This is a genomic window from Citrobacter sp. wls619 (genome assembly GCF_005281345.1).
In the GTDB taxonomy this organism is placed as follows: Bacteria; Pseudomonadota; Gammaproteobacteria; order Enterobacterales; family Enterobacteriaceae; genus Citrobacter.
The window spans coordinates 145,177-158,956 of sequence record NZ_SZXJ01000043.1 but is presented as its reverse complement, the minus strand read 5'-3'; the positions used below and the strand labels follow the sequence as shown (position 1 = coordinate 158,956).

12 protein-coding genes, 1 tRNA gene and 1 rRNA gene are annotated in these 13,780 nt (G+C 49.1%); 3 read left to right on the top strand and 11 right to left on the bottom strand.

Going from position 1 to position 13,780, the window contains the following annotated elements; genetic code table 11:
• The first annotated feature begins 35 nt into the window (after nucleotides 1–35).
• Both FDX19_RS09305 and rrf read left to right on the top strand, forming a co-directional pair.
• Nucleotides 36–111: transfer RNA gene (locus FDX19_RS09305), tRNA-Thr, on the top strand.
• 39 nt (nucleotides 112–150) lie between these two features.
• Nucleotides 151–266, top strand: a 5S ribosomal RNA gene (gene rrf, locus FDX19_RS09300).
• Between the two features lie 138 nt (nucleotides 267–404).
• On the opposite strand, the gene FDX19_RS09295 is transcribed toward rrf, so the two are convergent.
• From FDX19_RS09295 to FDX19_RS09265, 7 genes are all read right to left on the bottom strand, one after another.
• Nucleotides 405–1,163 (bottom strand): amino acid ABC transporter ATP-binding protein, encoded by a 759-nt coding sequence (locus FDX19_RS09295; RefSeq protein WP_137382473.1) that lies wholly within the window; start codon nucleotides 1,161–1,163, stop codon nucleotides 405–407.
• 7 nt (nucleotides 1,164–1,170) lie between these two features.
• On the bottom strand, nucleotides 1,171–2,274 hold the full coding sequence (locus FDX19_RS09290) for an amino acid ABC transporter permease (protein ID WP_137382481.1): 1,104 nt from the start codon (nucleotides 2,272–2,274) through the stop codon (nucleotides 1,171–1,173).
• 9 nt (nucleotides 2,275–2,283) lie between these two features.
• A complete protein-coding gene (locus FDX19_RS09285; protein WP_137382472.1) occupies nucleotides 2,284–3,465 on the bottom strand; it encodes an amino acid ABC transporter permease in 1,182 nt (393 codons plus the stop codon).
• Nucleotides 3,466–3,534: 69 nt separating this feature from the next.
• Entirely contained in the window at nucleotides 3,535–4,560 is a 1,026-nt protein-coding gene (locus tag FDX19_RS09280) for an amino acid ABC transporter substrate-binding protein (RefSeq protein ID WP_137382471.1), read from the bottom strand.
• A gap of 460 nt (nucleotides 4,561–5,020) precedes the next feature.
• Nucleotides 5,021–5,242, bottom strand: a complete 222-nt coding sequence (locus FDX19_RS09275) for a membrane protein (RefSeq protein ID WP_048213468.1) — start codon at nucleotides 5,240–5,242, stop codon at nucleotides 5,021–5,023.
• 270 nt (nucleotides 5,243–5,512) lie between these two features.
• On the bottom strand, nucleotides 5,513–8,626 hold the full coding sequence (locus tag FDX19_RS09270; protein ID WP_137382470.1) for an efflux RND transporter permease subunit: 3,114 nt from the start codon (nucleotides 8,624–8,626) through the stop codon (nucleotides 5,513–5,515).
• Between the two features lie 11 nt (nucleotides 8,627–8,637).
• Nucleotides 8,638–9,795, bottom strand: coding sequence for an efflux RND transporter periplasmic adaptor subunit (locus FDX19_RS09265; RefSeq protein WP_137382469.1), 1,158 nt, complete (start codon nucleotides 9,793–9,795; stop codon nucleotides 8,638–8,640).
• 409 nt (nucleotides 9,796–10,204) lie between these two features.
• Here FDX19_RS09265 and envR point away from each other — a divergent pair, with 409 nt between their 5' ends.
• Nucleotides 10,205–10,861 (top strand): acrEF/envCD operon transcriptional regulator, encoded by a 657-nt coding sequence (gene envR, locus FDX19_RS09260; protein ID WP_137382468.1) that lies wholly within the window; start codon nucleotides 10,205–10,207, stop codon nucleotides 10,859–10,861.
• A 53-nt stretch (nucleotides 10,862–10,914) separates the two neighbouring features.
• Here the strand turns inward: envR and FDX19_RS09255 are convergent, their stop codons facing one another.
• From FDX19_RS09255 to dusB, 4 genes are all read right to left on the bottom strand, one after another.
• Nucleotides 10,915–11,079: a DUF2556 family protein gene (locus tag FDX19_RS09255; RefSeq protein WP_048213464.1), complete on the bottom strand. Its 165-nt coding sequence runs from the start codon at nucleotides 11,077–11,079 to the stop codon at nucleotides 10,915–10,917.
• Between the two features lie 82 nt (nucleotides 11,080–11,161).
• Complete coding sequence (gene yhdJ, locus FDX19_RS09250) at nucleotides 11,162–12,046, bottom strand: adenine-specific DNA-methyltransferase (protein ID WP_137382480.1); 885 nt, start codon at nucleotides 12,044–12,046, stop codon at nucleotides 11,162–11,164.
• A gap of 87 nt (nucleotides 12,047–12,133) precedes the next feature.
• Nucleotides 12,134–12,430, bottom strand: a complete 297-nt coding sequence (gene fis / locus FDX19_RS09245; RefSeq protein WP_000462905.1) for a DNA-binding transcriptional regulator Fis — start codon at nucleotides 12,428–12,430, stop codon at nucleotides 12,134–12,136.
• A gap of 25 nt (nucleotides 12,431–12,455) precedes the next feature.
• Nucleotides 12,456–13,421, bottom strand: a complete 966-nt coding sequence (gene dusB / locus FDX19_RS09240; protein ID WP_003025224.1) for a tRNA dihydrouridine synthase DusB — start codon at nucleotides 13,419–13,421, stop codon at nucleotides 12,456–12,458.
• Between the last annotated feature and the right edge of the window lie 359 nt (nucleotides 13,422–13,780).

Here is a 13,780-nt window from a genome sequence, read left to right as displayed (position 1 = left end):
GAGAGTAGGGAACTGCCAGGCATCAAATTTAGTGTGCTGATATGGCTCAGTTGGTAGAGCGCACCCTTGGTAAGGGTGAGGTCCCCAGTTCGACTCTGGGTATCAGCACCAGTTTTTCGGGTTAAAGTTTGGCACTTAGTAAAGAATTTGTCTGGCGGCTGTAGCGCGGTGGTCCCACCTGACCCCATGCCGAACTCAGAAGTGAAACGCCGTAGCGCCGATGGTAGTGTGGGGTCTCCCCATGCGAGAGTAGGGAACTGCCAGACATCAAATAAAAGCGAAAGGCCCAGTCGAAAGACTGGGCCTTTTTGCGTTTTTAACGTATCAGGGAAAATAGGCCGGATACGCGCAAACGCTTTACCCGGCCCACGAGGTCGGCCTGATACGTGCAGGCAATTGGGGCATTAATGTATAACCTGCGACAAAAAGGCACGAGTTCGTTCGGATTTAGGGTGGGCAAAAAATTCATCTGGAGGCGCCTGTTCGACAATCTCACCAAGATCCATAAAGATCACCCGATCCGCTACCGTGCGGGCGAACCCCATTTCATGTGTTACACACAGCATTGTCATTCCCGATTGCGCCAGGCCAATCATCGTATCCAGTACTTCCTTTACCATTTCGGGATCTAACGCTGACGTGGGCTCGTCAAACAGCATGATTTTGGGTTTCATGCACAGCGAGCGCGCAATAGCGACACGCTGTTGCTGACCACCGGAAATTTGCCCGGGATACTTATGTGCATGTTCAGCAATGCGGACCCGCTCAAGGTAGTGCATTGCCAGCACTTCGGCTTCTTTCTTCGGCATCTTTTGCACCCAAATAGGGGCCAGTGTGCAGTTTTGCAGAACCGTTAAATGAGGGAAGAGATTAAAGTGCTGGAAGACCATGCCAACTTCCTGTCTGACACGTTCGATATTGCGGATATCTTCGTTGAGTTCGATTCCATCCACGACAATACGCCCTTGCTGATGTTCTTCCAGATGGTTAATACAGCGGATAGTCGTCGATTTTCCGGAACCAGAAGGTCCGCACAATACGATACGCTCTCCCTGTTTTACCTGCAGGTTGATATTCTTCAGGACATGAAACTGCCCATACCATTTGTTGACGTTTTCCAGCGTAATCATCGCGTCAGTGGACGGTATTACTATTTGGCTCATAAATTCCTCAGTGCGGTGTACGCCCGGTGTTAAAACGTTTTTCCAGATGCTGGCTATAGCGCGACATGCTGAAACAGAAAACCCAGTAAATCAGTGCAGCGAAAACATATCCTTCAGTCGACATCCCCAGCCAGGCCGGGTCGACAGTTGCTTGCTGGACGCTGCTAAAGAGATCGAACAGACCGATGATGATGACCAGGCTGGTATCCTTGAATAGCGCGATGATGGTATTGACCAAACCGGGAATGACCAGTTTCAGTGCCTGGGGAAGAATAACCAGCCCCTGCGTTTTCCAGTACCCGAGCGCCAGTGATTCAGCCGCTTCATACTGCCCCTTTGGTAAGGCCTGTAATCCCCCGCGTACCACTTCCGCAACATAGGCTGACTGGAAAAGAATGACGCCAACCAGTGCCCGAATAAGTTTGTCGATAGTTGTACCTTCCGACATAAATAGCGGGAGCATGACTGAGGACATAAACAGGACGGTTATAAGCGGTACACCACGCCAGAACTCAATGAAAATGACCGATAAAACACGTACGATCGGCATATGAGAACGGCGGCCTAACGCCAGTAAAATTCCCCATGGAAGCGCGCCCGCGATACCCACGGAGGCGATAATCAGAGTCAGTGTTAATCCCCCCCACTGCCGGGTTTCTACGCGTTCAATCCCGAGAAAACCACCGTACATCAGCCACCAGACGGTAAGGGGATACACCACCGCCCAGATGGCGATATAGCGGCCACGATGGGGGATGGTTTTCAAGAACATCGGGATGATGGAAAGCAGACCAATAATCAGGGCCAGATTGACGCGCCAGCGTTGATCGTGTGGATACAGCCCATACATGAATTGCCCAAAGCGTTCATGGATGAACACCCAACAAGCCCCTGCTTTGGTACAGTCGGCCCGGGTAGAACCGACCCAGTTGGCCTGCAGGAATGCCCAGTTCAACAGCGGGGGAAGGAACGACCAAATAAGCCATACGCAGAGCAATGTGAGCAGGCTGTTTGACCAACCAGAGAACAGGTTTTTACGTACCCAAAATAGAATGCGACTAGCCGGGTTACTGCTCGGGCGCGCGGGGTGAGACAGCAGTGCTTTTGTCATCATGGCTCCTTAGCGCTCAATCAGTGCGATGCGGCGGTTATAAATATTCATCAACAGAGAAATACTCAGGCTGATGATCAAGTAAACCGACATGGTGATGGCGATAGTTTCGATGGCCTGTCCTGTTTGATTGAGCACGGTTCCGGCAAACAATGACACCATATCCGGGTAGCCAATGGCGGCTGCGAGAGAGGAGTTCTTAACGATATTCAGATACTGACTCGTCAGTGGGGGAATAATGACACGCAGCGCCTGTGGGATGATGACCTGCCGCAGGGTTACCCGGTTTGGTAGGCCGAGAGAACGTGCCGCTTCATGCTGCCCATAAGGAACTGCCTGAATCCCCGCCCGGATAATTTCAGCAATAAATGCAGAGGTGTATACAGAAAGCGCCAGTGTCAGGGCGGCCAATTCTGGAATAAGCACCATACCGCCACGGAAGTTAAACCCGCGCAGTTCAGGGATATCCCAGTGCAGCGCCGCACCGAAAATCCAATGTGAAATCATCGGTAGGAACACGATTAGCACCAGGGCTGTTGGCCATGTTCGGCGTAACTGGCCTGTTTTGGTCTGGTGCATTTTGTTGAAGCGAAATAACCCAATGGTGATGATGACGGCAATCACGATTGCGGCACAGAAGGTAATCAGACCTTCTCCCATCTGTGGTGCCGGAATGTAGAGCCCACGATTGCTCAGAAAGACCAGATCCAGGGTACTAACAGCCTGCCGCGGTCCGGGCAAATTCCGTAATACGGCAAAATACCAAAAGAAGATCTGCAGCAATGGCGGGATATTGCGGAACGTTTCGATATAAATCGTAGAGAGCTTTCGCAGTAACCAGTTATCCGACAGCCTTGCCAGTCCGAGAAAAAAGCCAAGAAATGATGCGAAAACAATGCACAATGCGGAGACTAGCAGTGTGTTAAGCAGACCGACGATAAAGACGCGGCCATAGGTATCGCCTTGCTCGTAATCAATCAGATGCTGGACGATACCAAATCCGGCACTGCGTTCGAGAAAAGAAAAGCCCGAGGTAATACCGCGACTGCTCAGGTTATTAATGGTGTTATGAATGAGATAGACCGCAATGCTAACGACTGCAATCACAGCGAGTATTTGAAATAACCAGGCGCGGACCGCAGGGTTAGAAAAGGATAACGATCCTTTTACGTTTGAGCGGCGATGGGACATAAGAAAACCTCGGTAACTATGACTCTGGGCTGAGCGCCGCAGTTGCGGCGCTCGTTGCATCACTGCGCATTAGCGCACGGGTGGTGCATACTGAATGCCACCGTTATTCCAGAGGTTGTTCTGTCCACGCTTGATCTTCAGCGGGCTTTCCGATCCAACGTTACGTTCAAAGATCTCCGAGTAGTTACCTACCTGCTTGATAATGTTGTAAGCCCATTTGTTATCAAGTTTCAGATCCTTGCCATAGTCCCCCTCTTTACCTAACAGGTGTGCCATATCCGGTGTTGCAGGATTTGCCGCTTTTTCGTCAACATTTTTCGAGTTAACACCCATCTCTTCGGCGTTCAGCATAGCGAACAACGTCCAGCGAACAATCGAGAACCACTCGTCGTCACCACGACGCACGACTGGCCCCAGTGGTTCTTTAGAAATAACTTCTGGCAGTACAATCCATTCTGCGGGGTTGCTCAGTTTGATCCGCAGGGCGTATAACTGAGACTGGTCGGAAGCAAGCGTATCGCAGCGCCCTGATTCCAGCGCTTTAGCGGACTCATCAGAACGGTCAAAGGTGACAGGGGTATACTTCATGTTATTGGCTTTAAAGTAGTCGGCCACATTCAGTTCAGTATCTGTTCCTGCCTGAATACAAACCGTCGCGCCATCCAGTTCTTTAGCGCTCTTCAGACCCGCTTTATTATGGGTGAGAAAACCAATGCCGTCGTAATAGGTTACGCCGGTGAAAGACATGCCCATCCCCGCATCACGAGAGGAAGTCCATGTGGTATTACGGGAAAGCAAATCGACCTCACCAGACTGTAACGCGGTGAAGCGCTCTTTGGCGGTGAGTGGGGTATATTTTACTTTGCTGTCATCACCAAATACGGCAGCGGCAACGCCACGACATACATCGACATCAATACCAGAGAATTTACCGCTTGCATCAGCGTAAGAAAAACCAGGCAGGCCATCACTGATACCACATTGCACAAAACCTTTTTTCTTTACGGCATCGAGAGTTGCGCCGGCATGTGCCTGATTTGCAACCGCAAGCAGCACGCCGGCCGCAGCCAGGCTGGCTATTATCATCTTTTTCATAGAGCATCCTGTGTGGAGGAATTATTGTTATGGAAACGTTCTGAAAACGTCTTTTACCTGTCTGTGGCTATGGCCATACTCTTTTAAGCAAAGGTAGTGCCAGGTTTTTGCGCACGATTATTCGACGCAATATGCAGAGTGTAGACAGGAAAAAATAAATGCAGCGCCCTGAAGTGGTGCAAAATTGAAACGTAAGCCACATTTCAGCGCAAAATATTTAAATTTCAGACAGGACGCAAGATAACAATTTCGGGCGTGAATATCCGTAGCGTGAGAATAATGAAAGGGATGAGCGTTATAACGAAGAATAGAGAAAATGCTAATTTGAGATCATGGATATGTGAAGCGAATCTATAATAATTTTATTTTATGAGCGATGCTATGAACCAACGTTTTGTCTTATATAAAGATTTAATCATTATGGCTAAAAGCGCGGCAACGGCCGCGCTTTTATGATTATTTATTTCGTCAAGGCAACTATCCCAAGCGTCAAGCCGGCAACTGCGGCTGCACCACCGGCTATCGCGCCTGCAGTTTCCCAGTTATCCTGTGTGGTACCTTTCATACAGGTGTTGGTATGAACCAGACGCCCTTGATCGTCATAGACAGGCACGCAAGGGGAATCGTGTGCACAGCCAGCCAGTAATGCGGTAAGCAGTGCAACGGGTATTAATCTTTTCATGGTGTTACCTCAAAAATAAGCGTTTCGCTAATTGAGCAAAGACAAACGCTCAGCCATCTGCGAACTCGACCGCTATTTTACCACTGCTTAAAAAAAGACTGACATGAGGAATAATCTCAATTCATGTGGATTGTAAAAATAATGGATAAAATGGGCGCGCCTGAAAGTTTTTTCTGCAATGTTTTAGCAGAATTAAATGTCTATCTTATTAATAAATAAAGAACTCATCATCATGTAAAAAGGCGTCCATGGACGCCTTTATTTTACAAATTAATCGTGGTGCCGGCTAAAACGCCGTTTAACGACAACGAAGAAGACGGGAACGAAGAAGATCGCTAACAATGTTGCAGTGAGCATCCCTCCCATAACACCAGTACCAACAGCATTCTGCGCACCGCTACCTGCACCGTGGCTGATAACCAGGGGCATAACCCCGAGAATAAACGCCAGGGATGTCATCAGGATCGGGCGAAGACGCATGCGGGAAGCCTCGAGAGTGGCTTCGATCAACCCTTTGCCTTCTTTGTCCATCAGGTCTTTGGCAAATTCGACGATCAGGATGGCGTTTTTGGCAGAGAGTCCGATGGTCGTTAGCAGGCCCACCTGGAAGTACACGTCGTTATTCATCCCGCGAAGTGACGCTGCCAGCAATGCTCCAACAACACCGAGCGGTACAACAAGCATGACAGAGAATGGAATCGACCAGCTCTCATACAATGCCGCAAGGCAAAGGAAGACGACGATCAGCGAGATGGCATACAGCGCCGGAGCCTGGTTACCTGACAGTCGTTCCTGATAGGACATTCCCGTCCAGTCATGACCGATACCATTTGGTAGTTTTTCCGCAAGGCTTTCCATCAAGGCCATTGCCTCACCGGTACTCCTGCCTGGCGCAGCTTCTCCCAGCAATTCCATTGATGGCATACCATTGTAACGTTCCAATCGTGGCGAGCCGTAAATCCAATGTGCTGAACTGAATGTAGAAAATGGCACCATTTCGCCATTGGCGCTGCGGACATACAGATTATTGATGTCCTCTGGCAACATACGGAATTTAGCATCTGCCTGGACGTACACTTTTTTCACGCGGCCACGGTCAATGAAGTCATTGACGTAATAGCCCCCCAAGGCGGCAGAGATGGTTTCGTTGATATCAGATAATGAAACACCCAGTGCTTGTGCTTTTTCCTGATCGACATCCAGCTTGAATTGCGCGGTATCCTCAAGACCGTTAGGGCGTACGCGCACCAGCAGGTCAGGGTGTTTTGCCACCATGCCCAGCAGCTGGTTACGTGCTTGGGTTAGTGCGGCATGTCCCAGCCCGCCCTGGTCAATCAGTTCAAAGTCAAAACCGGTTGCCGTACCCAGCTCAACAATGGCTGGCATGTTGAACGGGAACACTAAACCATCGCGAATCTGACTAAATGCCCGGGTTGCGCGGGCAATAACGGATTCAACGTTATTTTCGCTACCGCTACGTTCTTCCCAGGGTTTGAGGCTGACGAACGCCATCCCTGAGTTTTGTCCCTGACCGCTGAAGCTAAAGCCGTTAACCGTAAAGACGCTCTCGACATTCGCTTTTTCATTGTTCAGATAGTAGTGAGTGACCTGATCCAGCACTTTCTGAGTACGCTCTTGAGTTGCCCCTGCCGGGAGCTGAATCATTGTCAGGAATACGCCCTGATCTTCCTCTGGTAAGAAAGAGGTTGGAAGGCGCATGAAGAGTACAGCCATCCCAATCACAATGACCAGATACACCACCAGGTAACGCCCCGTTTTGCGAATGATCCCACTGACGCTATTGGTGTAATGGTTGACGCTGTGGTCAAATTTGGCGTTAAACCAACCAAAGAAACCGCTTTTTTTCTCGTGATGATCGGCAGAAACGGGCTTCAGTAATGTTGCGCACAGTGCCGGCGTCAGAATCAAGGCGACCAGCACGGAAAGCGCCATTGCAGAAACAATCGTGATTGAGAACTGTCGGTAAATTGCCCCAGTGGAACCGCCAAAGAAGGCCATTGGGATAAATACCGCAGACAGCACCATGGCGATACCGACCAGAGCACCCTGAATTTGTGACATGGATTTCTCTGTCGCCTCTTTCGGCGGTAGATTATCTTCCATCATCACACGTTCAACGTTTTCCACCACGACTATCGCGTCATCAACCAACAAGCCGATGGCGAGCACCATCCCGAACATCGTTAGGGTATTTATCGAGTAGCCAAACGCGGCAAGGACGGCGAATGTGCCCAACAATACGACGGGGACAGCGATGGTTGGAATGAGCGTCGCCCGGATGTTTTGCAGGAACAAATACATGACCAGGAAGACCAGTACGATCGCCTCAAACAGCGTTTTTACCACTTCGTGAATAGAGATTGTAACAAACGGCGTCGTGTCGTACGGATAGACGACCTTCATTCCCTGCGGGAAGAAGGGTTGCAGCTCAACCAGCTTGGCTTTGATGGCGTTAGCGGTATCCAGCGCGTTTGCCCCGGTTGCCAGTTTAATACCGAGACCGGATGCTGGCTTACCGTTAATGCGAGCAACAACATTATAGTTTTCACCGCCCAGCTCAATACGTGCGACATCTTTCAGATGAACAACAGAGCCATCACTGTTCACCCGTAAGGTGACTTTGCCGAACTCTTCTGGATCTTTCAGGCGTGTTTGCGCAATGATCGAGGCATTAAGCTGCTGATTAGGTAATGCCGGCGTACCACCTAACTGACCTGCGGCTATCTGATCGTTCTGTACTTTTAACTGATTAATGACATCGACTGGTGTGAGCTTGTACTTATTCAGCAAGTTTGCATCCAGCCAGATGCGCATGGCGTACTGAGCACCAAACAGCTGCACGTCGCCAACGCCGTTCAGACGACTGATGGTGTCTTTAACGTTAGAGGCAACATAATCGGAGATGTCGTCCTGCGTAGTTTGTGGATTGTCAGAAACAAAACCCGCGACCATCAAAAAGCTGCTACTCGATTTCTCAACACTGATACCCTGCTGCTGGACCTCCTGCGGTAGAAGCGGTGTGGCGAGCTGCAATTTATTTTGCACCTGGACCTGCGCGATATCGGGGTCGGTCCCAGACTGGAACGTCAGTGTGATGGTCACGCTCCCGGCTGAATCGCTGGTGGAGGACATATACATCAGGTTATCGATACCGTTCATGTTCTGTTCGATAACCTGCGTTACTGTGTCCTGTACCGTCTGCGCATCCGCACCCGGGTAGGTTGCTGAAATCGCGACGGCAGGGGGCGCGATGGTTGGGTACTGCGCCACGGGCAGTTGCATGATCGCCAACGCACCTGCCATCATCAGAATGATGGCCAGCACCCAGGCAAAGATAGGTCGCCTAATAAAAAAGTTTGCCATGTCCGCTTACCTTATTGCGCCGCAGTTGCTGCCGGGGCATCGGTAGTGGCTTTAACCTGCACGCCAGGACGTGCTTTCTGTAAGCCGCTCACGATGACTTTATCGCCGGGTTTTAAACCGTCGCTAATCAGCCATTTGTCGCCAATGGCTTGCGCGGCGACAACGGCACGAGACTCAACCTGGCTCTTGTCGTTAACGACCATCACTGTGGCATCACCACGTGGAGTACGCGTTACACCTTGTTGTGGAACGAGAATGGCATTGGGCTGTACACCTTCATCGATACGTGCCCGAACAAACATGCCTGGTAACAGGGTGTGCTGCGGGTTAGGGAACACGGCTCTGAGGGTGATGGATCCGGTGCTTTCATCAACCGTAACGTCAGAAAATTGCAAAGAGCCTTTCAGCGGGTAGGACTGGCCATTTTCCATCACCAGTTCAACAGCGCTGCTGGTGCTGTCTTTATGCAGGCTGCCTTGTTCAATGGATTGCTTGAGGCGCATAAAGTCGTTGCTGGACTGCGTGACATCGACATAAATAGGATCAAGTTGCTGAACGGTGGCTAACTCTGTTGCCTGACCATTGGTGACCAGCGCCCCTTCAGTGACGTTGGATTTACCGATACGCCCGCTAATTGGCGATGTGACTTTGGTGTAGGCAAGATTAATGCGGGCACTTTCAACGGCTGCTTTTGCCGCAGTAACCGAAGCATCTGCCTGACGCGCATCAGCAATGGCCTGATCGTACTCTTGTTGGCTGATGTACTTTGTGCCGACCAGCGGGATGTAGCGTTTCACGGTTAAATGCGCAATTGCAGCAGCCGCTTCGCTCTTCGCCAGCTCACCTTTGGCGCTGTCATAGTCTGCCTGGTAGGTTGCGGGATCGATCTGATAGAGCGATTGACCTGCTTCAACATCACTCCCTTCGGTGAAATTCCGTTTAAGTACAATCCCACTGACCTGAGGGCGGACTTCAGCAATACGGAATGAGGTCGTTCGTCCCGGCAGTTCCGTTGTCACGGCTAAAGGGGCCGACTCAACAACATGGACAGTAACCTGTGGCTCGGCAGGATGAGCTTGTGTATCCCCCTGATCGTTACAACCGGCGAGTAATGCAGCGGAGATGATGATGAATGAGGGCAGGAGTGAAAACCTGGCATTTTTCGTCATTACTATTCCTTAAAAAACCGAAAGCTCGTTATTTACCGGGTGAGGCAAGGGAGATAACGTGCACAAAAAATAATAGTTGGCTATCCTACAAATTATTAGCTTGCGATGTAAGCAATACTTATTTATGGGGGCGGTGCACGGCACGTAAAAACAAAAAAGAGTAATCGGCTACCGACTTATTATGTCGTTAATCGTAATACTATGATGTGCATAAAAACATATTGAAATGATTATTCGATTGGTGAATGTATTTGTGTTGTTTATTCGTTTTGATTATTTGTGTGTAATCAGCAAAATGAAATAGTTTAGAACTCGTTTAAACAATCGCCAGGTGATACATTTATTCCGTATAGTAAATATTAAATAAGAAAGTTAATCATTCTCTACTCTGTCTCAGGCATTCGGAACTATGGCCAGAAAAACGAAAGCTGATGCCCTCAAAACGCGTCAGCTCCTGATTGAAACAGCGATAGCGCAGTTTGCCGCGCGCGGCGTAGGCAATACGACGCTAAACGACATTGCGGACGCCGCCAACGTGACGCGGGGGGCACTTTACTGGCATTTTGAAAATAAGATCCAGCTGTTTAATGAGCTATGGTTACAACAACCTCCTCTCCGCAACCTTATTCAGGAAAAACTCATTGGTCGTTGGGGGGATAATCCGTTACAGCGGTTGCGTGAGAAATTAGTTGTCGGTTTACAATATATTGCTGAGAATCCCCGTCAGCAGGCATTAATGCAAATTTTATATCATAAATGTGAATTTCATAACGATATGATATCAGAGCAGGCGATTCGCGATAAAATAGGACTTAGCCACCAAAATATTCGTGAGTCTTTGCAGCAGTGTGCGGTTAACAATCTGATCGCGACCAGCCTTGATTTAGACGTTATCATTATTATTTTGCATGGTAGTTTTAGCGGAATAATAAAAAACTGGTTAATGAATCCAGCGAGTTATGACCTCTACCAACAAGCACCTGCATTAGTCGATAATGTGTTAAAAATGTTAAGCCCTGATGGCTGTATGCTGCAATTGGTTCAGGGTGAGGATCAGGCCGGCTAGTTTCTGCCGCCATGGACTGACGGCAGTTGCAGAACGGTAAGTCACCGGACGTACTATTCGAGGTCGATACAGTTGACCAGCTTGAGGGGATTCACTGAGTTCATATTCCGACACTTGTCGTGCTCTGTTGTCATCAACTCTATCCATTGAATGAGTAGCGCATCAAAAAGAAAAACGAAGACCGCAAAAACAACCAGCCACCAATACTTGCGAATCATTACCAAATCCTGTGTATTCATGCCCAAGCGTGCAGGGAATATACACGAAATCTAAAGGCTGAAAAGCAGACTTACAATGCTTTTACTTTGCTGAAATTCCACCGCTCTTTTCCGGTAATCGACTCTTTTTAGACAGGTTTTTCGTCTTGCGCTTTTTCACCTTTGCAAGCTCATTCTCTGAAAAATGGGAGCTAATACGCAGTCGCCGTAGTCCCATTTTTACGTATTCATCATTGATTTCAATACCGATAAACTGGCGCCCTAAATCCACCGCCGTTGCCCCGGTAGTGAAGCTACCCGCGAACGGATCTAACACCCGGTCGTTTGGGTTCGAGGAGGCCAAAATGATGCGTTCCAGCAGGGCTTTAGGCTTTTGGGTCGGGTGGTTTTCGTATTCATCCATCAGGTAGCGAACGCGGGGAAACTCCCAGACGTTGCCCGGTACTTTTTTCTGGTTGTAAGGTTGGGGCGGGTTTTTTCTGTAATCGATCAGCGCGCGTTTCGCCCCGGTTTTCGCTTCAACCAAAATATCATCACGGTTAAATGTATAGCTTTTGGGGTCTTTGACCATCATCAGGATCGGTTCATACATGGAGCCAAAGTGCTTTTTGGCCTGTACCCCTGAGCTATCATAGGCCCACACAATACGGCTTTTGATGGTAAAAAGCTGTCGGCATTTGAGATCGATGTACGGCATGTTCTCCGTACTGTTCATGATGTACATGGTGCCTTGTGGTTTTAATATTCGATGGCATTCATCAATGCACTCGAACAGCGAGGCCAGAAAGCTCTCTTCGTCCCAGGATTCTACCAGCCCGTCAAAGTCTTTCCCGATGTTATACGGTGGGTCGGCAAAGATCAGATCGATGCTTTCAGACGGCAGCTTTTTCAGTTCAGTCAGCGCATCACCCTGGATTATCTTTTTGGATTCATCACCAAAGTAGACAGGTTCACATCTTGCTTTCATCACCAAAGCCTCCGTGTGACGCGAATAAAAAAGGCGCTTCCCCATGCCGAGTAGCGCCTTTTAAAACAAACATTTCGCTGATTAGTATCAGTTCATGCCGTATTTTTTCAGTTTTTTACGCAGCGTACCACGGTTGATGCCCATCATCAGGGCAGCACGGGTCTGGTTACCGCGGGTGTATTGCATCACCATGTCCAACAGGGGCTGTTCTACTTCAGCCAGTACCAGCTCATAGAGATCGTTAACATCCTGACCATTCAATTGAGCAAAATAGTTCTTCAGTGCCTGTTTAACCGAGTCACGCAGGGGTTTTTGAGTTACCTGATCCTGAGAGTTAACGGTAGAAACGGTCAGTACGTCAGAATTTACGCGTTGTTCGAACATAGTTCTGTCAGCTCTTTATTTCTGTTTACGCAAAATTTTCGAAGTATGCCTCCAACGCCGCCAGCTGTTCGCTGGAATCTTCAATGGCGTTGAATGTGCGCCGAAACTGGTCATCCGGAGCGTGTTCCTGGAGATACCAGGATACGTGTTTACGCGCAATTCGGTACCCTTTTGCCTGACCATAAAAGTCGTGCAATTCCCGAACATGCGCACAAAGCAAGCGCTTCACCTCTGCCAGAGGCAGCGGGGGCAGCAGCTCCCCAGTGTCCAGATAATGCTGGATTTCCCGAAAGATCCAGGGTCTTCCCTGAGCTGCACGTCCTATCATCAGGGCATCCGCCCCCGTATAGTCGAGTACAGCTCTGGCTTTATGCGGGTCAGTAATGTCGCCATTCGCGATAATCGGAATGGAAACTTTCTGCTTAACTGCCCGAATACTGTCGTACTCAGCATCTCCATTGAACAAACAGGCGCGGGTGCGTCCATGAATGGTCAGAGCCTGAATGCCACAGTCTTCAGCCAGTTGGGCAATCTCTACGCAGTTACGGTGTTCCGGAGCCCAGCCGGTGCGAATCTTGAGTGTGACAGGAACGTCCACTGCATTGACGACCTCGGTTAGTATCGATTTCACTAAATCCGGGTACTGCAAGAGGGCTGAACCTGCGAGCTTGCGATTCACTTTTTTAGCCGGACACCCCATATTGATATCAATAATCTGGGCGCCGCTTTCCACGTTAATACGTGCGGCATCAGCCATTTCAACAGGGTCGCTACCGGCAATTTGCACCGTGCGAATTCCTGGCTCATCAACGTGCACCATACGTAAACGAGATTTGTCGCTTTCCCAAACCTGCGGGTTAGAAGACATCATCTCGGATACCGTCAATCCTGCTCCCATCTCATAGCACAGCGTCCTGAATGGTCTGTCAGTGATGCCAGCCATAGGTGCTGCGATCAGGCGATTTCTGAGCTGGTATTGTCCGATGCGCATGAGTTAAGAAATGACCATACTGTGACTGCAAGGCGGCGTATATTACGCATTTTTTGCATGAGATGAAAGGCCAAACTTTGACCAATCCACTGAGGTGGATCAATGAATTGCCGTAAATCTGAGCGGGTGAAAATAATTAATCATATAAATCATTGCATTATAAAAATGTGTCGATTTTATATACGCATATAATTTTGCGTAACTTCTCATTTTTTCTTCGAGCTCAGGCGATCTGACAAGATAATCTGCTGAATTAATCAGCAGATTATTGTGACATAGTGTGACTATGCTCGCATTTCAGAACATGATCGTAGCGTTTTCTGAGGATCGCTCAACAATGTTACGTTGATATTCTGCTC

Excerpts from the sequence above, each read along its gene's own strand:
- yhdJ (WP_137382480.1), bottom strand. The coding sequence starts at position 12,046 with ATGAAAGCAAGATGTGAACCTGTCTACTTTGGTGATGAATCCAAAAAG.
- envR (WP_137382468.1), top strand. The coding sequence starts at position 10,205 with ATGGCCAGAAAAACGAAAGCTGATGCCCTCAAAACGCGTCAGCTCCTG.
- FDX19_RS09285 (WP_137382472.1), bottom strand. The coding sequence starts at position 3,465 with ATGTCCCATCGCCGCTCAAACGTAAAAGGATCGTTATCCTTTTCTAAC.
- dusB (WP_003025224.1), bottom strand. The coding sequence starts at position 13,421 with ATGCGCATCGGACAATACCAGCTCAGAAATCGCCTGATCGCAGCACCT.
- FDX19_RS09290 (WP_137382481.1), bottom strand. The coding sequence starts at position 2,274 with ATGACAAAAGCACTGCTGTCTCACCCCGCGCGCCCGAGCAGTAACCCG.
- FDX19_RS09270 (WP_137382470.1), bottom strand. The coding sequence starts at position 8,626 with ATGGCAAACTTTTTTATTAGGCGACCTATCTTTGCCTGGGTGCTGGCC.
- FDX19_RS09295 (WP_137382473.1), bottom strand. The coding sequence starts at position 1,163 with ATGAGCCAAATAGTAATACCGTCCACTGACGCGATGATTACGCTGGAA.
- FDX19_RS09275 (WP_048213468.1), bottom strand. The coding sequence starts at position 5,242 with ATGAAAAGATTAATACCCGTTGCACTGCTTACCGCATTACTGGCTGGC.
- FDX19_RS09280 (WP_137382471.1), bottom strand. The coding sequence starts at position 4,560 with ATGAAAAAGATGATAATAGCCAGCCTGGCTGCGGCCGGCGTGCTGCTT.
- FDX19_RS09255 (WP_048213464.1), bottom strand. The coding sequence starts at position 11,079 with ATGATTCGCAAGTATTGGTGGCTGGTTGTTTTTGCGGTCTTCGTTTTT.
- FDX19_RS09265 (WP_137382469.1), bottom strand. The coding sequence starts at position 9,795 with ATGACGAAAAATGCCAGGTTTTCACTCCTGCCCTCATTCATCATCATC.
- fis (WP_000462905.1), bottom strand. The coding sequence starts at position 12,430 with ATGTTCGAACAACGCGTAAATTCTGACGTACTGACCGTTTCTACCGTT.